Origin of the sequence: Roseburia rectibacter (assembly GCF_014287515.2) — a bacterium.
GTDB lineage: Bacteria > Bacillota > Clostridia > Lachnospirales > Lachnospiraceae > Roseburia > Roseburia rectibacter.
Genome location: NZ_CP092473.1, coordinates 2,337,388 through 2,356,326, shown reverse-complemented (window position 1 = coordinate 2,356,326; position 18,939 = coordinate 2,337,388). Strand labels below are relative to the sequence as shown.

General features: G+C 32.3%; 26 protein-coding genes. All 26 read left to right on the top strand.

The genetic code is table 11. The annotated features are described in order from the left end of the window. Window positions 1-139 precede the first annotated feature (139 nt). The 26 genes from H8S51_RS11150 (at window position 140) to H8S51_RS11030 (ending at window position 18,939) form a co-directional block, all read left to right on the top strand. Window positions 140-793 carry a recombinase family protein gene (locus H8S51_RS11150; protein WP_186900405.1) on the top strand — a complete coding sequence of 218 codons (654 nt, stop codon included), beginning with the start codon at window positions 140-142 and terminating at the stop codon, window positions 791-793. 73 nt (window positions 794-866) lie between these two features. After that, window positions 867-1,094: a hypothetical protein gene (locus H8S51_RS11145; protein ID WP_186900404.1), complete on the top strand. Its 228-nt coding sequence runs from the start codon at window positions 867-869 to the stop codon at window positions 1,092-1,094. A 90-nt stretch (window positions 1,095-1,184) separates the two neighbouring features. After that, a complete protein-coding gene (locus H8S51_RS11140) occupies window positions 1,185-1,367 on the top strand; it encodes a hypothetical protein (RefSeq protein ID WP_186900403.1) in 183 nt (60 codons plus the stop codon). A 311-nt stretch (window positions 1,368-1,678) separates the two neighbouring features. Then, complete coding sequence (locus H8S51_RS11135; RefSeq protein ID WP_186900402.1) at window positions 1,679-2,074, top strand: hypothetical protein; 396 nt, start codon at window positions 1,679-1,681, stop codon at window positions 2,072-2,074. Continuing rightward, the gene (locus H8S51_RS11130; protein ID WP_186900401.1) at window positions 2,058-2,270 is read left to right on the top strand and encodes a hypothetical protein; all 213 of its coding nucleotides are present in this window, start codon (window positions 2,058-2,060) and stop codon (window positions 2,268-2,270) included. Before H8S51_RS11135 ends, H8S51_RS11130 begins: the two co-directional genes overlap by 17 nt. Window positions 2,271-2,796: 526 nt before the next feature. Next, entirely contained in the window at window positions 2,797-3,294 is a 498-nt protein-coding gene (locus tag H8S51_RS11125; protein WP_186900400.1) for a hypothetical protein, read from the top strand. A 322-nt stretch (window positions 3,295-3,616) separates the two neighbouring features. After that, window positions 3,617-3,862, top strand: coding sequence for an IclR family transcriptional regulator (locus H8S51_RS11120; RefSeq protein ID WP_186900399.1), 246 nt, complete (start codon window positions 3,617-3,619; stop codon window positions 3,860-3,862). Window positions 3,863-3,881: 19 nt separating this feature from the next. Then, on the top strand, window positions 3,882-4,154 hold the full coding sequence (locus H8S51_RS11115) for a helix-turn-helix domain-containing protein (RefSeq protein WP_186900398.1): 273 nt from the start codon (window positions 3,882-3,884) through the stop codon (window positions 4,152-4,154). Window positions 4,155-4,159: 5 nt separating this feature from the next. Next, window positions 4,160-5,263, top strand: coding sequence for an FtsZ/tubulin family protein (locus H8S51_RS11110; protein ID WP_241070686.1), 1,104 nt, complete (start codon window positions 4,160-4,162; stop codon window positions 5,261-5,263). 69 nt (window positions 5,264-5,332) lie between these two features. Then, on the top strand, window positions 5,333-5,734 hold the full coding sequence (locus H8S51_RS11105) for a hypothetical protein (protein WP_186900396.1): 402 nt from the start codon (window positions 5,333-5,335) through the stop codon (window positions 5,732-5,734). A gap of 19 nt (window positions 5,735-5,753) precedes the next feature. Continuing rightward, window positions 5,754-6,173, top strand: coding sequence for a hypothetical protein (locus H8S51_RS11100; protein ID WP_186900395.1), 420 nt, complete (start codon window positions 5,754-5,756; stop codon window positions 6,171-6,173). 190 nt (window positions 6,174-6,363) lie between these two features. Next, window positions 6,364-7,074, top strand: a complete 711-nt coding sequence (locus tag H8S51_RS11095; RefSeq protein ID WP_186900393.1) for a hypothetical protein — start codon at window positions 6,364-6,366, stop codon at window positions 7,072-7,074. A gap of 105 nt (window positions 7,075-7,179) precedes the next feature. Continuing rightward, window positions 7,180-7,692 carry a hypothetical protein gene (locus H8S51_RS11090; protein WP_186900392.1) on the top strand — a complete coding sequence of 171 codons (513 nt, stop codon included), beginning with the start codon at window positions 7,180-7,182 and terminating at the stop codon, window positions 7,690-7,692. 140 nt (window positions 7,693-7,832) lie between these two features. Beyond that, window positions 7,833-8,186, top strand: coding sequence for a hypothetical protein (locus H8S51_RS11085; protein ID WP_186900391.1), 354 nt, complete (start codon window positions 7,833-7,835; stop codon window positions 8,184-8,186). A 279-nt stretch (window positions 8,187-8,465) separates the two neighbouring features. Next, on the top strand, window positions 8,466-8,636 hold the full coding sequence (locus tag H8S51_RS18510; protein WP_408639565.1) for a DUF5659 domain-containing protein: 171 nt from the start codon (window positions 8,466-8,468) through the stop codon (window positions 8,634-8,636). Window positions 8,637-8,642: 6 nt separating this feature from the next. Next, window positions 8,643-9,788, top strand: coding sequence for a hypothetical protein (locus tag H8S51_RS11080; RefSeq protein ID WP_186900390.1), 1,146 nt, complete (start codon window positions 8,643-8,645; stop codon window positions 9,786-9,788). A gap of 257 nt (window positions 9,789-10,045) precedes the next feature. Continuing rightward, a complete protein-coding gene (locus tag H8S51_RS11075; protein ID WP_186900389.1) occupies window positions 10,046-10,378 on the top strand; it encodes a hypothetical protein in 333 nt (110 codons plus the stop codon). Window positions 10,379-10,393: 15 nt separating this feature from the next. After that, entirely contained in the window at window positions 10,394-10,555 is a 162-nt protein-coding gene (locus H8S51_RS11070; RefSeq protein ID WP_022514221.1) for a hypothetical protein, read from the top strand. Continuing rightward, window positions 10,545-11,795 (top strand): ATP-dependent Clp protease ATP-binding subunit ClpX, encoded by a 1,251-nt coding sequence (clpX, locus tag H8S51_RS11065; RefSeq protein ID WP_330646589.1) that lies wholly within the window; start codon window positions 10,545-10,547, stop codon window positions 11,793-11,795. The genes H8S51_RS11070 and clpX overlap by 11 nt, the downstream gene beginning before the upstream one ends. Window positions 11,796-11,815: 20 nt before the next feature. Further along, complete coding sequence (locus tag H8S51_RS11060) at window positions 11,816-12,784, top strand: DUF3102 domain-containing protein (RefSeq protein ID WP_186900387.1); 969 nt, start codon at window positions 11,816-11,818, stop codon at window positions 12,782-12,784. 21 nt (window positions 12,785-12,805) lie between these two features. Further along, entirely contained in the window at window positions 12,806-13,504 is a 699-nt protein-coding gene (locus H8S51_RS11055; protein ID WP_186900386.1) for a hypothetical protein, read from the top strand. Between the two features lie 100 nt (window positions 13,505-13,604). Beyond that, complete coding sequence (locus H8S51_RS11050; RefSeq protein ID WP_186900445.1) at window positions 13,605-14,336, top strand: SEC-C metal-binding domain-containing protein; 732 nt, start codon at window positions 13,605-13,607, stop codon at window positions 14,334-14,336. Window positions 14,337-14,517: 181 nt separating this feature from the next. Further along, complete coding sequence (locus tag H8S51_RS11045) at window positions 14,518-17,325, top strand: hypothetical protein (RefSeq protein ID WP_186900385.1); 2,808 nt, start codon at window positions 14,518-14,520, stop codon at window positions 17,323-17,325. A 354-nt stretch (window positions 17,326-17,679) separates the two neighbouring features. Next, window positions 17,680-18,222, top strand: a complete 543-nt coding sequence (locus H8S51_RS11040; RefSeq protein WP_186900384.1) for a hypothetical protein — start codon at window positions 17,680-17,682, stop codon at window positions 18,220-18,222. A gap of 4 nt (window positions 18,223-18,226) precedes the next feature. Then, window positions 18,227-18,535 carry a hypothetical protein gene (locus H8S51_RS11035; RefSeq protein WP_186900383.1) on the top strand — a complete coding sequence of 103 codons (309 nt, stop codon included), beginning with the start codon at window positions 18,227-18,229 and terminating at the stop codon, window positions 18,533-18,535. 14 nt (window positions 18,536-18,549) lie between these two features. Continuing rightward, complete coding sequence (locus tag H8S51_RS11030) at window positions 18,550-18,939, top strand: protein-export chaperone SecB (RefSeq protein ID WP_186900382.1); 390 nt, start codon at window positions 18,550-18,552, stop codon at window positions 18,937-18,939.

Genomic DNA, 18,939 nt, shown 5'->3' with positions numbered 1-18,939 from the left:
AAAATGGAAACTGTCTATAAAGGTGTCATTTTACGGAGAATACTTATTATGTAAGGAAATGTATTTGTAAAGGTGTCAATTCTATTTACAGATATATCCGAAAAGTGACAAGTGTTTTACGAACAGAAAGGACAGTAATATGAAAAATGAAGTATGGGGATATGCAAGAGTTTCTACAAAAGAACAGAATCTTGCACGACAAATTGAACAGTTAAAAGAGTTTGGAATATCTGAGAGAAATATTAAGTGTGACAAAATAAGCGGAAAGACATTTAATCGAATGGAATACAACGCATTAGTTGGAACAGAAACAACAGCACCAACTTTAAGAGAGGGAGATTTGCTTGTTATTGTCAGTCTTGATAGGTTGGGTAGAAACTATACGGAAATCAAGGAACAGTGGAACTATATTATCAATGTTATTGGAGCAGATATTGTTGTGTTGGATATGCCATTACTCGACACAAGGCAATCTGGTGATAATCTTGATAAAAGATTTATTGCTGACCTGGTATTACAGATTTTGTCTTATGTGGCACAAAAGGAACTTGAAAACACAAGACGTAGACAAAAACAGGGAATGGATGTTATGCCAGTAATCAATGGAAAGAAAACTTCTTTAAAGACAGGCAGACCAACAGGCAGACCAAACGCACAGTTTCCCGATAATTGGAAAGATTACTATGAAAAATGGAGACTAGGAGAAATGACAGCAACAAAGTGTATGGAAATACTGAATTTGAAAAGGTCAACATTTTATAAGCTGGTTAAGATTTATGAAAAGGATCTGTGAATTTAATACAAGGATGTAGAAATATAGAGAAACATTATATGAAGCATTTACCAAAGATGGGAGGCATAGACAGATGAAAAGACAAGTAGCATATAAGCAAGGATATAAAATTGTAATCTGTGGAAAATTTTATGAGGTGGCAGATACAAAGAGGATTTTACATTATGGAAATCTATCTCATATACCGACAGTACAAGAGGTATGGAATAAAACAATAGGAATACAGTTAGCAGAAGAGAATTATAAAGTACATAGGAATAACGCATATAGCAGATTGAGAGGAAAAGCCCTTGAAGCATAAAGAATCAAATAATCATAAGTGTATCAGATTTGTTATATCTCTGATTATACTTTGCGGTTTATTTTATTTATCGTGGAGGTGGAAATTATAATGGATAGAATTTTTGAAAGTCAGGCTTTTTGTAATGGAGTTGCTGTAGGAATCAACCTTTATCAGCAAAAGGTTATTATGGCACATGAGAATAATGAAGCTATTAAGATTAATGGAGAATTATATTATATCCAAAGCGGAAAGGAACGATTGCAGGAAATGATTGATAAAATGCGTAAATAGCTTATCGAACCCTATATCGCAAAATGCGTAAATACTTGATTTTCCTATATCTTTTTATTTAGGAAATGCGATAACATACTATTTTGGTAGGAATTGAATGACATCGTAAAAACCTTGTAACTACAATGTAATTATAAACTGATATGCAAAATGTTGAATTGCATATACAATTTGGATTTTTACTGTAAGTACAATGGATTTTAATAATTTTTGTTGGAAGAGGCTTATCGTAAATAGAAAGCAATTTTTCAATGTAACCAGTATCATTACAACAAAACAACCACAACACACAAGAAAGAGAGGTCAAGACAATGCAAATAAATATAGAAACAAAGTTTAACATCGGTCAAGAGGTCTATATCATCCAGAAAGCAAGGTCAAAAGAACCATGTGCAGCTTGTAATGGAGAAGGACATATTATTGTAGATGGTAATAGATTCTCATGTGATAAATGTTTTGGCACTGGTCGATTACACGGAAAGAGGAAAATATATCAATTAGCTGGTAAAAACACCATTACTAATATCAAGGTATATAATTATTTGCTTAACACTGGTGGACACCACAACGAACCGAAAACAGTTGTGAAATATGGATTTGCTGATAGGAGCGACTATACAGATCGGAAGCTATTCGCCACACAGGAAGAAGCAGAAACCAGATGCAACGAACTTAACAAGGAGGCTCAAGATGAGCATAAAAATTGAATACGACTATAACATAAATCAAGTATTTATCAGCAACAATAATAAATCAATTCCAATAGACAGGACAGAGGTAGCAAGAATTGAGACTATTCTGGAAGCATTGGAAATTCCATACACTGAAAAGTTGGGTAAGGTCTTTCTATTTGATAAGGAAATAGCCGATGAAGATAGGCAGACAATGTTAAAGGCTGGTTAGCATCATAGCATTATAATAAGGAAGAAATAGGTTATATTATGATAGATACAAATATTGAATCATTAGCAATCAAAGCGGAAATTAAACAGAGACTTAGAAATGAGATGGAGAATAGTATATCAGAGGATGATATAAAATTCGTTCTAAAAACATTTGACGATGTATCAAGCCGATTCAGATTTTCCAAGGAAAAGTAGATAGAAAAAATCGGCAAGGTATGTTATACTCATTAGGTATTAAGGGCGTGATGAACCCTTGATATACATTTTTTGATCATAGGATTACCTATAGATTGAAATTGTTTTGTTGTTGAAAAGTCATGGCTGTAATAAGTCATGGCTTTTCTGTTTATGTAGAAAGAATTGTATTTGTGGAAATTCTGCAATCTGTTATAATAGGTATTACATAGAAATATGAAAAATAAGATTTGCAAAGGAGATATATGTAATACATATAAGCAATTTGAAATAATGGATATGCACTATATAGGTACTACATATAAATAATATATATGAGTGAAAGCAAAGTGTCGGATTCACAGAAACAAGCCCAGAAAAGATATGATAAGAAAATAAAGATGGTGTCAGTAAAATACACTCTTTCCGAAATGGAAGAATACACACAGCTAAAAGAATATCTGGAAAAGACAAATCAAAGTATGAACGGATTTGTTAAAGCTCTAATCAGAGCTTATTTTGAATCAGGTAAGGGTACAATATATGAAAGACCACTTGAAAAGAAACTTCATAATACAAGAACATACCATAACTACAAAAATATAACTATAGATGATATGCAACCTTTGATAGATTATTTTGGAGAAACACAAACACGGGCGTTATTATTCAAATATGAAAAAATTTTTAAAGATGCTGTTTTAGCTGAAAGAGAAGAGTATGAGACAAAATTATTGATATGGATGGAAGATGTTATGAAAAGAGTTGAACAAGGTGAGTTTGAGGATATGAAACGAAATGAAAAATACCATAAGTTAAAGGCTGAATTGATTGAATTGATGAAATAGAAAAAATAATCAGCATAGGTATTACATATAAGCACTATATAAAGATTTTGAAATATAAGTCTTTGTATGGTGCTTTTTTAATTTGCACAAAAATACAAAAACAAGTGGAGAATATTATGTTGAAAGGGTTGATTGCAAAACATTTCATAAAAATTTTCTCATTCTATGGAAATCTGATAAGAGAATGTTTTGAAAAAAATTTTTGATGGTGTAGAAATTTTGCAAAAAACAATTTTCAAAAGGCGAATAAGTATATAGAGGGCAGAAATGCCAATATATTTTTTAACATTTAATGACGAGAGACAAGGAGGTGTGGAAAGTAATGACAAAATTTGATTATGAAATTCTAATGTTACTTTGTAATCAGAATGTGGACAATCCATTAAAAGCTATGAATATTTCACAGATATTAGAAGAAATTTCAGTAGCAAAAAGAAAATCATACAGTACAACATACAGGCATTTGCAGAGTATGAGCAAACAAGGATATGTGGAATGTGGTCTGATAGATGGATTGGCAAGCACATATTATATTAGCGAACTTGGAAAAGCCTACTATAAATCATAGCAGAATGGAGGTAAGAATTTTGAAAGTCATTAGTTATTTGATACTTAGTTGGTTATATAGAACTGATGCAAAAAGCAAAATTATAGCAGCCACAAGAAAAATGATACTTGATGGACTTGCAGAAGAAGGAACAAGTTATTGTGATAAGACCATTTATAACAACCTTAGAAATCTGATACAAGGTGGGTATGTAAAAAATGGAATGCCAGTAGGTAATACATATACATATTACATTACATCTAAAGGTATGAATTGGTTAAAAGAAATGGAAGAGGAAGAAACGGAGGAATAATTACTATGAATAAGGAAATCAACGCAGGACTTAAAATTACAGGCATTGGATGTGGTCAGTGTGGAACACAGATTATCGCAGAAATTGAGAAGGCTGTAAATCTTCTTGATGGGGATAAATCAAATCTTTCCTTTATTGGAATCAATACAAGTACAGAAGATTTATCATCCGTAACATTATCTCACAAGATTCACATTAACAATTCAAAAGGTGCAGCTTGCGACAGGAATAAGAGTACAGAAGCATTAGCAGATGGCATTGACGAAATTCTGGAAGAATTACAGTCATACATTATCGAAGATTCCATTATTTTCATTGCATTCTCATGTGGTGGAGGCACAGGATCAGCGATAGCACCTATTCTTAGTGGAATATTAAAGGAAATGGGATATTCGGTTGGTATGATTCCTGTATTGCCAGCAGATACAGAACCATTAAAGGTAAGAGATAATGCAAGATTGACATTTAATGAGATTGATGAATTAAAGCCAGAAATGGGAAGTATTTTTATCCTTGACAATAATGCAAGCGACAAAATTACTGTAAATAAAGTGTTCGCTTCATTATTTACAGGTATTCTTTGCATCAATAATAAATCCCAGGATGGAAATATGGATTTGGCAGAAATTGAAGCTTGCTTAAAGTGTCCGTCATTCTCTGTCATTACAAAAACCAATGCAACAAAGGGAACGACTGCAAATATCATTGATATTTTAAATAAGGATAACAATATTTTTGCAAAGAGAGAGGACAAGACTGTTACGATTATGGGTATTTCTGAAGCTGTATCAGCAAAGGAAAGTAAGATTGATATTATTCAGTTGCGTAAAGAGGTAGGAACAGCACCAACAGAATTTCATGGTTATCTGTCTGAATCAGAAGAAAATGTAATTATTCTTAGTGGTTTAACAATGCCATACAGTAGATTGGATTCAATGACAGATGCTATTGAGAAAGAAGCTGTGAATGTTCAAAACTCTATGAAAGCATTAACAGAAGTAAGAACTGCAAAATCATTAGATATATTTGGACAGAAGGCAGAGCCAGTTGTAGCACCAAAGAAGTCAAATAGATTAGATGCACTAAAAGCAAGAAGAATCAGCAAGTAAAACAGAGAACAATATAGTGTGTGTGTGGTGGAAATCCACCCTCACGAACCAAAGAAAGGACTTTGCTATATGGGAAAATCAAAAGTAATACAGATGAAGAAAGCAGATAAATCACAGGAAGCGAGACAGATTCTAAAGAATGGTATCGTAAATGGAATGTGTATTGAAAAACTAATTCAGATGACAGAATTTGGGCTTGTTGGAAATATAGACAGTGTAAATGGTACGAATGGCACAAGTCATTATTTTAATCGTATGAAATATGTTGTGGCTGAAAATGAAAGAGGATTCGATCTTATAAATTATTTCTTCACAGATAAAGAAAACATCATTATAGCAACAACTTCCATCAGCATTGACCATATAGACAATATTTCAGGTTGTATCAATAAAGATAATCCTGACAATGTGCTTGATATAAATATTGTTATGGTGGATGGCGCAGAGATTACAATCAACGTGATTTATTAGACAGAGGAGGACTAATTACATGGAACTTACAGAATTATCAAATTTATTAAAGGAACAGAATGAGAGTGGCAAAGGTTTTCAAATTCATTTGAACAGTGGAAATCTTGATGAAAAGAGCCAGCATAACACAGATGTTGAGTTTGGTGATTTATATTTCACTAATTGTAGGATGTTGGGAAATACAACACTTCTGTCATTCGGTAACAACGAAAAAAAGCCAGTAGGATTCAATGAGGAAATCAATCAGCCACTTTATCCAATGGAGATTAATAGCAGTATGTTCATTGATATTGCAAGGATCGAAGCAGTTGAGGCAGTAGAAAATTTTGAGGACTGGTTTATATTTACATCATCGAGAGTCATTAATCTGTACATGCTGCCTCAAAACAACAATGTAGACGGACACAGAAATGTTGTAACAATCGGTTTTATTGAGTAACAAACAGAGAATGTATATAGGAAGGAAACAGGCATGGTTAAGATATGGATAAGAGCAGATACTGGTAAGTTATCACATGTAATCGAGTATGAGAACGGACAACGAGTACAGATACCAATAAACAAAGATGGCACTATTAAATGGCTGTCAGATAAGATTAAAAAGCATAAATAAATGGAGGAAAATTATTATGACAAACAAAGATTATGAAATTATTATGGGTTACTTTAACGGAAAGCACATTGATCGTGAGGGATTAGAGAAATCTTGCGATTTTGATAATTTGACAATGACAAAAGATGTTACAACAGATATTACAAAACTGCTTTCAGATGAAGGATATAAAAAATCTGAATCACAGAATGCTATCAAACAGTTCGTTGGGTTTGTAAAAAGTAGAAGTGGTTCAGGTGAAATTACATGGGATGGTTTAATTAAAGATTTAAAGAATTTAGAGCTTGCAGAATCAGAGTTTGGTATTAGAGTGCAGAATTTTGGAAAGGCATATTGGGAAGTATTTTTCGATCACTTTGATATAGAAAAGTGTGAAGATGGAAATGTAAAATTAACATTCGACCATGAATATTATTATGACACGGAGAATGAAAGAGCATGGGAAGTATTAGATAAATACGGTATTGATGGTAATGTTCCGACAGAAAAAGCACTTTCTATCATTAGCGAGAAATGGACTGGTTTATCAGATGAAGAAAAAGACGAGTTGATTTCTGCACTTTCAGTACCGACAACTACTCATTATGTGGATAAATCACGAATGGTAATCTTAAAAGAGGATATCGAAAAGATTAACAGGACAAGTGCAGATTTAGTACCTCATGTGGGATTGCGTAATTATACAATCACTTTTACAAATGGAGAAAATGTGTATCTGAGATTTTAAAACAGAGAGCAAATACAGTAAACGGTCAGCCAGTTAAGCAGATAAAAGAGAATTATATGGGATTTCCATATCTCTGCCAGCATAGAAAATGGAGGATTAAAAGATATGACAAATTTAAGTTTAGACAAATTAAGAAAAGGAACAGGCGCATTTATTTCAGAATCCGATTTTCAGGTTATTCAGTTAGAATATCTTGATTATTTGGAAGAGAATGGTTTGATAGACGCAGAAGCTAATGCTGAAAAATTTTGTGAGATTTGGGTAGAGGAGCAAGAAAATCTTGATACATTCAAACAAACTTCTGATGGCAAGATTGAATATTACAGCATGGATGCAGATGATACACCTATGACAACAGAAGAATATCTGAATGATTTGGATATGACATCGTATCATTGGGAAAATCTATGCCGTAGCTATTGGAAGATTTTTGAGGACATTCTTAACACGGGTAATGTGGATATGAAATTGCTTGCAAATATTTTAGCAGAAAGAACAATCTCACATGAGCAGATCTATGAATTGCAGAAGGCAATTAAATGTCGAGTCGCAGAGTTAGTGGCAAATGACAATAAAGATTTATTGGATGACAGCTTGAAATATCCATGTGGATGTTAATAACGTAAAAAGTATTTTCTTAACGGAGAATATTAATAATAGGTGGAAGTCCTGATAGGGTAAGTTCCTATCCTATCAAAACATTAACATAAAACCGTGGATCAACGAAATGTTGATCCCGTACATAAAGGAGCAAGTATATGGGAAGCACAAGACCAACAACGGCGAAAAATCTTCAGAAAGCAATTAAAAATCATCTGGTAACAGTCGTCAATGCACAGACAGAATGTAAAGATACAGATGAGGTTCAGACCATTACAGCAGAGCAGTTTGTAACAGATTTGGATTTTTATATGGAATCAGGTATCTTTTCGGATTCATTGGATTTCAAATATAAAATTACTGGCAAAGAATTTCTACAGATTCAGGTAGGTTATATGAGCAGTTTTTGCCAGCATTGTATTACAGCAACATTGAAATTATGTGATGGCATAATGATGGAGCAGGTAGAGAAGCAGCTTAGAGAGACGATTTTCGATATTTTATCTGCATAGAAACAGAGAATATTATAAATAGACAGAGATATTTGTTACAGTGAGATGACGCAACCGACTATTGAAGCGAATAGTTACAGTTCAGAACGGATTTACATTTCCCCTTTTATTAAAACATATATCAGTGAAGATGCTGATTACATAATTTGAACGGAATCACAATACCATTGAAGATAATGGTTACTTATATTGGACGGAATAACAGGCACATTACCTTTATGGTGGTGTGCCTACATTAAATTGAAAGAGAGGCAATGAATTATTACAAGCGAAAAAGAAATGTGTCCAGTGCGTTCACTGGCATTAGCAAATTATTTATGTGGTCACGGTTACGAAATAAAGAAAGTTATTGATTCTGAAAAGAATCCACAGTACAAAATATTTTTATTTGAGGACAATAAAGCTATTCATAATAGTATTACTACATATCTCACAAACAGGGAGGTGTAGGATTTATTGACCAAAAGCAGCGAAGAAAATAGATTGTCACAAAAGGTCTTTCTATTAAACAATGTCATTAGAGATAAGACCATATCTGATAATGGAATCTTGGTTTATTGCTATCTAAGAGCAATTCAAAGAACAGATATGAATTATTATCCAATATCAGTTGATATAATGGATTATTTCTTTCGACACACATTTGATATTGAGTCAAGAGACAAGAAAAAATATGTAGATGGATTAAATGATTTGGAAGAACATGGTCTAATCCATAAAATCAACGAAAAGAAGTATAACTTTGAGTACGATTTAGAACCTATATATTTTGATCCAACAAAAACCAACAAGGAAAATAATTTATGGTTCACAGTAGTTTATACGGACGAATTAACCACAATTATGCAGATTGATGATAAGAAATCCAATGTCAGTAAAGCTAAATTGATTAGATATTTTGTGAACGTTGTCAGTACCTTCCGTCATGGAAAAAGCTGGACATTTGTATTATCCGATGGAAAAGAAACGGATGGAGTTATAGGATTTTCTTCTATAGAAGTATTATCGAATATATCCAATATAAGCAAAGATACTGTATTGGCATATAACAAAATTCTGGAAGAGAACAAGATTTTATATATTTACAGGGCAAACGATTTACTACTCATAGACAATGAAATATCTGGAATCACCAATACATATGGAAGATACAAATATAAGAAGTTCATCATTGATGAGGGCGAAGATCATAAAAAGGAATATGGTTATTGTCAATCAGTAGAGAGCATAAAGCACAAGACAGCAAAGACATCAAAGCGAAAGAGTCTGGGAGTAAAATATTTCAACTTGGTATCAGGAAATAAAATGTACGATAAAGAAACTATCATTGAGATATACAAATATGCGGTTGAATTTAATAAAAGACATGAAAACGATGGATATTGTGAAAACGATTTGAAAGATATTTATTTCTTTGACCAGTTCCCATTCATAACAGAAGATTGCTTGAAAAATAAGGACAAAGCAAAAAGACCATTTCCAATAGAAGAAAAAAGTAATGATGATATATGGGGAGAAGCTGATCCATTAGAGAATGATTTTAGCATAGAGGAAATAATTGATATGCCAGGTATGAATGAAACCAAACATAATATAGAATAAATTTTATTATTCATCAATGAACAATGATTAAAAAATAATGGAGTATGGATGCGATAGCAGCCATACGAAATTATACATTAAACCAAAAAGAAACGATACAAAAAAGATTTTCTTTAGTAAAAAGTATCTTTAGTAAGATAATCCTAAAATATGTCAAAAAACATACAAATAATCGGATGGTTGCTATCCTAAAATATGTAAGAAAATTGACAAATTTTAGGATGCGAGGAAATCAGATAGGAGAAGGAGAATTATATATGAGTAAAGAAATTACAGAGAAAAAATATTACAGAGTAGGTGAAACGTTTTCCAATACAGATAAAGATTACAACGGATTATTGGATATTCCTTTTGGTATTTGGGTTACAACACATAGCTTTGAAGTGATAAGTTCTATGAAATGGGAAAAGGCATATAAGCTATGTACTCCGATTGATGGAAAAATTATTGATGAAAGTGTAAAGGACTGCTGCATTTTTGTCTATTTGGATGAAGCTAATTATGACTATAAGGGTGGTAAATTTGTTGAAGTTACATGGGATGAACTTATGAAAGAGTGTACACCTGTAGAAGCAATTGTGTATGAATAAAGGAAAATAGATATTATGATAACAATAGAAAAAGCATATGAAAAATTTTATAAATTATTGGAACAGATTGACAATTCAAACATTCCATCAAGTGAGCAGTATGAACTGTATCAAGATATGAAATCTGAAATTGAACAGAAAAAGCAACAAGCGTATGCAGATATGTATGAATATTGATAAAGGAGATTTTATAATGGCAAATAAAAATAACGAATATTGTTGTATGTGTGGAAGCAAAAAAGATGAAGTAGACAAGCTGATTAGAGGTAAATATGGATATATCTGTGATAGCTGTATCAGTATAGCAAGCGATTTACTCAATGATGAAGAAGAGGAATCTATCACAAATAATATGCAGTTGGCTACTCCTTCACAGATTAAAGCACATTTGGATCAGTATGTGATTGGACAGGATGAAGCAAAGAGAACACTTGCAGTTGCGGTCTACAATCACTATAAGAGATTGAAACAGAATAAGAAATCTGATGTTGAAATACAGAAATCCAATATCCTTATGATTGGTTCAACCGGCAGTGGTAAGACACTGATTGCACAAAGTTTAGCAAAATTCTTAGGTGTTCCATTTGCTATTGCTGACGCTACAACACTTACTGAAGCTGGTTATGTTGGTGACGATGTAGAGGTCATGTTAAGAACACTCTTACAGAATGCAAATTATGACATTGAATCAGCACAAAGAGGAATTATCTATATTGATGAGATAGATAAGATTTCTCGTAAAGGCGAGAATGTTTCTATCACAAGAGATGTGTCAGGTGAGGGAGTACAGCAAGCACTTCTTAAAATTATCGAGGGTACTATTTCAGAAGTGCCAGTGACAGGTAGTAGAAAACATCCACAGGGAGAGACAGTTAAGATTGATACATCTAACATACTTTTCATCTGTGGTGGAGCTTTTGACGGAATAGATAAGATTATCAGCAAAGAGGACACGCATAATACAATCGGATTTGGTGCTAAAGTTGCCGATAAAAAGGAATCAGAGGTTGATATGTCAAAGGTGGAACAGCATGATCTTGTGAAATATGGTCTTATGCCAGAATTGATAGGTAGACTTCCTATTATAACTGCATTGAATCCATTATCTGAGGAAGATTTGGTGTATATTCTCACAGAGCCAAAGAATGCTATTACAAAGCAGTATCAAGAGTTGTTATCAATGGATGGTGTGAAGTTGGAATTTGAGGACGAAGCATTGAAAAAGATTGCTGAAATGGCTATTAAGAAGAAAACAGGTGCGAGAGGTCTTAGAAGTATCATTGAATCGGCTATGCAGAAAGTCATGTTTGATGTTCCTGATATGAGTAATGCAAAGAAAGTTGTTGTAACTGCTGATTGTGTAGAAGGAAAAGCGGATGCGTTGTTTTATGGTGCAAAGAATAAGAAGATAGCGTAGGTGGAAGGAGACTATAAAATATGAATAATGAAGTAAGATGTAACAATGATTTGGAACTTAAAGCAATAGAAAACAGAATAATTCGGCTTAAAAATGAGACTGCACAAAATCTCATTAAACTTGGTAATGAATTGAATAGAGCAAAAGAAAAAGTACCACATGGAGAATGGGGAACATGGCTAAGAGATAAAGTTAATTTTTCACAAAGAACAGCAAATATTTATATGAGAATTGCAAAAGAATTTGGTTCAAATTCGCAAGCGATTTCCAATTTGGAAGTAACAAAATTGGGATTATTATTGGATGTGCCAGAAGATAAAAGAGCTAATTTTATTGCAGAACATAATGTAAAGGAAATGTCAACAAGAGAATTAAAAGCTGCAATTAAAGGTGAATCTGATCATACCAAAACAGATAGCGTTATCGACTATGTAAGAGACTATGAAGATATTGAGATAGATGTAGATTGTTTAAAACCATTACCACAACATGATAAATATTTCTTCAAAAGAACAGGCAAGGACTGGATTTCATTTTTAAATTCGGTTGATAAATATGGTATATATGAGCCAATTATGATTGCAAGAGATAATACAATTATTTCTGGACATGAAAGAGTAAGAGCTTGCAAAGATTTAGGTATTAAGAAAATTCGTGCCTATTATGCTTGTCAAGAAAAGGAACATAGAAAAGATTGCAAAACAGATGATGAATTGAAATTAAAGATGTTTATTTTGTCAAATTTTAGTCTGCGAAGCATAGATGGGTATTATGCAATGTTTTGGATGGACACTCTGTTTGGAACATCTTATGGTGATGGTAGTGGAGATTTGACGCATTATGTTACAGATGATGTTGTCAATAAGTTAAATCATAATAGGGATATTTTGAAAAAAATGAAAGATGTGGTTGATAAGTGCCAATGTGAAGAAATAACAGAAGCTGAAATGGATATAGAAATTGTAAAATTACATGAGCAGTATGTGTAAAAGAAGGAGAATATACAATATATGGATAAATTTACAGTAACAATAGGAAACAAAGACACAGCCGAACTGAACAGACTTACAAGAACAATCAAGTTACATGATATGTGGAACAGACAGTATCACAACACAGTTAGCAGTATGTTTGAAAAGTACAAGAATTTAGATGATTGGTCACAAGATGAATTGATGAAAGTTGCTTTATGCGGTGTGAAGTATATAAAATGCGTTGCAGATATTGAGAGAGAAAATCAGAGATTAGATTCAAGCTACAATACACCATTTGCAATAAAAGAAGCAGGATTTAATATGATAGATGTTCTGTTTGGTATTATAGGTCGTATCAAGCTGAAAAATCTGATTAAGATATTCCCAATAGATAAAACCTATGATGGCGATAAATGGGGCTGCAAGGATTACTTTTTCACAATGGATGTTCTGAAGGAAAAAGGTCTTGATAGTGCAGTTGGTCGTGATGGTGTATTCGATTTGATGTGGGATTATGAAAACAGAGATTTGAGAGAGTTCACAGTATTCTATATGAGCTGCATGAGTGCAATGTACAAACAGCAGACAGGTGTTGGTATTGCAGAAAAATTTTGCGAAGATAATGGAATCGGTACGTATACAATGGACAGAGAAAATGGTCTGCTTATTGATAATCAGAATGGAGAGATTGCAAAATTGAGCAATAAGCCCTCATTTATGCAGATTGTGAAGTAAAATTGCATTTTCCGATTAGCATCAAAAGTACATTGAAAATTGAATATTGGCGGTTGTTGTGGTATTCTTAATCTAAAATATACAATATGGAGGATTTTTAATGGAACGTAACGATAGATGTTTCTGTGGAAGCGGAATCAAATATAAAAAATGTCATTACAGAATTAATGGTGAAAGTAAATTAGCAAATATATATAGAGCATATAATGAGTACAATAATGCTTGTATTCAAAAAGGAATATGTAATAATTGTAGAAAGGGATGTTCACAATGTTGCAATGACTATTTCTTTATTTCTGAAAGTGAATTTCTACAAATATTGGAAGAATTAATATATAGAAAAATAAATATAAATGATTATATTAGTAAGGCAAAGGCGGTTAAAAAGCATATTGAAAAAGTTCACCCAGAAATAATAAAGAAACTTAACGAATTTATGCCGAAATCAGTAGATAATATAGATGAATCTTTTTTTAAAGATTCAATTAATCCCCCTGATTTACCAGCATGTATTTTTTTAGATAATAATAAGTGCAGTATTTATAATGTACGCCCATCTATATGCAGGGGATATGGGACAACAGAAGAATGTGGAATTATAAAGAATAAAAAATATGATTTTGAAGAAAAATATAAAATGTATAACGAAGCAAGTATTATTTCGCATAGTGGAGATACAACGAAAGCAATATTAAAAAGACCCTATCCGTTATTTTATTGGTTTGCTTATTTCTTAGATGATTCATGGTATAATTTTACAATGGAAAAGCTTAGAAGAATTAGAGATGACCAAAATGATGCTTATTATGATTTTACAAGGAAATTGCAATGACATAATAGATATATGAATTTATATAATGAATACCAACCGTCAATATTCGATGGTTGGTATTTTTTTTACGCAAAATCGGAAACAGAACGGAGAATATTACATATAGAAGAATGAATGGAGGTTGATTACTATAAGTAAGATAAATTATAAAAAGACATTGAAGCCATTATATATAGAGTCGATGGAGGCAAGTCATGTTTATATCAATGAACGTGCAGTACAGGAAGATACAACTGCACAATATAAAATTGGTAAGGAATATGTGGACTTTAAAAAGATTAATACAAAGAGATCTGTATTAGCAGACAGTTTATTTCTTAGATTCATGCAATCGAGTATTACAAGAATTGGTGGTGATTTTAGTAAGGACTTTATTGTATTGAAATTCAATTACGATGCTAATTATAAGATAAGCGACGGAGTAGAAGAGAAACTTTCAAAAGAGGAATTACGTACACTGTATTATAAGAATGGAGTGACTTTTATTTCTGAGGTAAAGGATGCCAAAAGTAAACAGAAGCTGAGTAGTGAAGAGGATAGATGTCATTCAATACATTATAAAATGTTAATGAGATCACCTGGCAAGGCGAAAGATGGTGATTGTGTATTCATACGAGATAATTTATATCATAAAGCAATCAATTTCTTGACAATGGGATTATATGATTTGATGAATGAGGAAGCAAAGAAGGATCCGGATAAGGTATTCAAAATTGTTGAGTTATCTGCGTATTTAACATTAACGACTGCTGCTGCAAATGGTTATATACGGATTCCGTGGAATCGAATTTTAGTTGTACCGGATGAGGAAGTTTATTCGAAACGGATGAATGCGGTTATTGTACAATCTGAACCAGTAACACGAACATATGAGAAAAAAGAATTTTATATAGATTTTGATAGTCCTAAAACAGAGGAACTTATCAATAAAAAGGGAGTTACATTTGATGAAGAAAAAGCGAAGAGTCATGATTTGACATATATAGCCAAAACAAAAAAAGCACTCATAGATAATGGAATCAGATGGAATCGTTATTACGGATATTCGGAAATCATAGAAGAAGACGTTACTAGGGATGAATGTTTTGCTCACTACGTGTCAGATGAAAAAGTCAAAAATATTCTTTGGGATGGCATGGGATTAATAGATGAATCAATCTTTCCTAAAGATATGAATGGATTTATTTATTGTAGATCGCATTTCTTTAAAAGTTGTTTGTTCCGTGGAAATATTCAAGATTTTTTCAAAGATTATTGCAAGGAACATGGATTTGATTATAAAAATTTTACGACTGAGAAGATTGATATGTTTGAACGCAAACTTAGTCTATCTAATATTGATGTTGTGATTACGGACAAGTCTCTTAAATGGCTGAAATTTGTTGATGTGATGAGCGGTGGTCAAGAAGGCACTCCGAAGGATGCGTTTAATAAATATTATAAGCGGTATATGAAATTACATGATAATTGGTTTTCGATTGTAAAGACTGCTCATTCGAGTAAATGGGGAGATATGCAGTTGATGGCATATCAGATGGATAATTCGCTTCCAACTACGGATAAAAATGTATTAGGGCGTATTGCGGATCAGTCGGTGCAGTTTTGCAATGAGTTAAAACTTGCAGATGATGAAGCATATCTGAAATATCTGGATCAGAGAAAAAACAATTTTAATATCAATGAAATGTTGATTGAATTGGTAAAATGGAATCCTGACTTTAGACGTACAGAGTTTTTTAGAAGTAAGAAAACTAAGGATATAAGTAAATTGAAGAATGAATACTTTAAACAAGGACGGTTACTGCAAAATGGAGATAATCTTACTATTATGGATAACCCGATTGCACTTTTGTTAAAAGCAGTAGGTGCAGATCCGTTGCAGGAAGGTTGCTTTGATGTAGTAGAGGATGGTGTTCAGTGTTATACACCAAGATTTAAGGCTGGGGATAGGTTGGCTGCATTTAGAAGTCCTCATAATTCACCCAATAATATAATTCATTTATACAATATATATCCTGATAGGCTGGTTAAGTATTTCCCTAATATAGGTCAGAATGTGATTGTATTCAACGCTATAGGTACTGATACACAATCAAGGCTCTCGGGTCATGATGTTGATAGCGATTTTGTGTATACAACAAATCAGCCTGATTTAGCAGAATTGGCAAGAATAGCCTATGTCAATTATCCGACAATAATTAATGGCGTTGAAGAAAAAGGTAGCAGTTCATATCATTTTGTATTAGAAGATTTTGCGCAGATGGATAATAAAATTGCTTCCGCACAAGAATCTATTGGAACATCAACAGACACTGCGCAACTTGCGTTGAGTTATTACTATGATGAGGGCATGATAAGTGAAGAACTGAAGAAATGCTTTGTTATTCTATCCGTAATTGGTCAGATCAGTATAGACTTGGCTAAAAAGGAATTCAATATTGATGTTGTGAATGAGATTAATCGAATTAAAAGATTGCCATGTATGAAAGATAAAGATATTCCGGCATTTTATGCTGCTACTAAGAAAAGTCGGAATAACAAGGATTTTGATATGGATAAGATTCGTTCTATGAATTGTCCAATGGATATAATTGCAGATTATATTGATGAAAAGGTAATAGGGCGTGCTGATGGAATCGACCATCTTCCGATTCGTAATTTCTTTAATAAGCAAGTTATAGGCAAAGGGAATCGCTACAAAAAGGAAAAGTTAATTAGACTTGCTAAATCATACAACGACTCAAGAAGGTATTTGGAGAACAACAAAGACCAGTATACAGATGATTGTTTCATTAATTTGAAAATAACCAATATGAATCAGTTTTTGAATCGTGCAAGTAAAAGTCTGGATCAAGAAACAATTATGCAGTTGATTATATATGCACTTAAGGATGACAATTCAGATGTAAGCTCGATAATCCTCAATTTTTTATTTAGGGAGCATCATGACGAATTTATGAATTGCTTTGTGAAAAAGTACCAAAAATAACAATGGAAAATTATGCGAAAACTGTTATAATGCAACAAAAAACAAGCGTTTAGAACATCTCCTTATGGAAAGAGATCTGTGCATGAAAAGACCGTAGGCTGAGTAGTGCGTGGGAAACTTCATTTCCATTTTCCATGTTTAAAAGTTAAATCTAAGCAATTTAACAAATTAGCTGATACATTGTCCTCAAACAGCAGTGTGTTGGTAGAGTACCGAGTGTATTCAAACAAAACAATGATTGAGCGGACAGGCTGACTTCAAACTAGGTCTGTCTGCGAAATTAAAAATGTAGACATCTGTCAATTATTGGTCTATAATGAGAATATTAAATGCTAATGATTGGGTGGTGAAATTTTGGAAGGTAAATTTTCTATTTTATATAATCCCAAAGATGAATATAAAGAGATTGGTTATCATAAAACTTTATATATGTATGTTGAAAGTATAAAAAAGAATGGTTTTGAACCAAGTAACAAAGATGATGATTGGCTTGGGTTCGGTGTTTATTTTTGGGATAATATTGAAAATGCGAAATGGTGGAATGTTGGTACAACTTCTATTATAAAAGATTGCATTATAGAATGTGAATTAAAGTGTGATATGAATCAGTATGCGAATCTAAACAATGATATGAATAAACTTGATTCATTTTGTAAAAACTATATGAAAGAAATAAGAAAAAATAAATTACCTAGACCAAATTTTAAAAACAATAATCAAAAGAAAAAATTTTTTTGTGATTTGTATTGCATAAAAAATAATCTGTCTATATTGTCATTTGAATTTGAACATGATATTATAAATATGGCTGGATTTAAAATTGATACAAAGAAAAGGCGACAAATATGTGTAAGAAACCCTAACCTTATAAAAATATTATCTATTAATGGAGGGTAAATATATGTTATATAATGAAAATGAAACGCGCGAATTATGCAAACGATATGATATAGAAATAATCAATAGTGATGATAAAGATTATTATAAAGACATAGAATTTTCGATGAATGATATTATGAATGAACCATATATTCACACTGTAGTTGAAAAATGTATTGTCTCCGAATCTATGAAAATTCCTATTGCTATGGAAAACGATTTTTTTGTTGATAATAAAAACGATTACTATTGTCGCGTAGCCAAAGAGGATTACTATGATTGTTTGATGTCTGTAGTTGATAGTGACACCGTAATCAATAAGGCTGCATAATAAGGAGTTTTTATATGAAAAAAAGTATGTTTCAATTTAAGAATCCGCATATTGAAAAAATATCTTTTGAAATAAACAATAATATACCTTGTGAAGACGATATACCACTTGGAATTAACGTTCAGACATTTTTGTCAAATGATGAAAATAATGCATTAGTAAAATTAACCTTAACTGTTGGCGAATTAGATGCAAATTCAAAAGAATTAAAAAATTCAATATATTTTAATGGATGTATTGTTTCAGAGTTTAAGTGGGAAAAAGAAATCAAAAATATTGAGAATATGTTAAAAGTAAATGGCGGAGCTGTTTTGCTATCATATTTAAGACCTATTTTATCATCGTTGACCATGCAAGCAGGAATAAAGCCATTGCATATACCATTAATTGATTTTACAGAATAA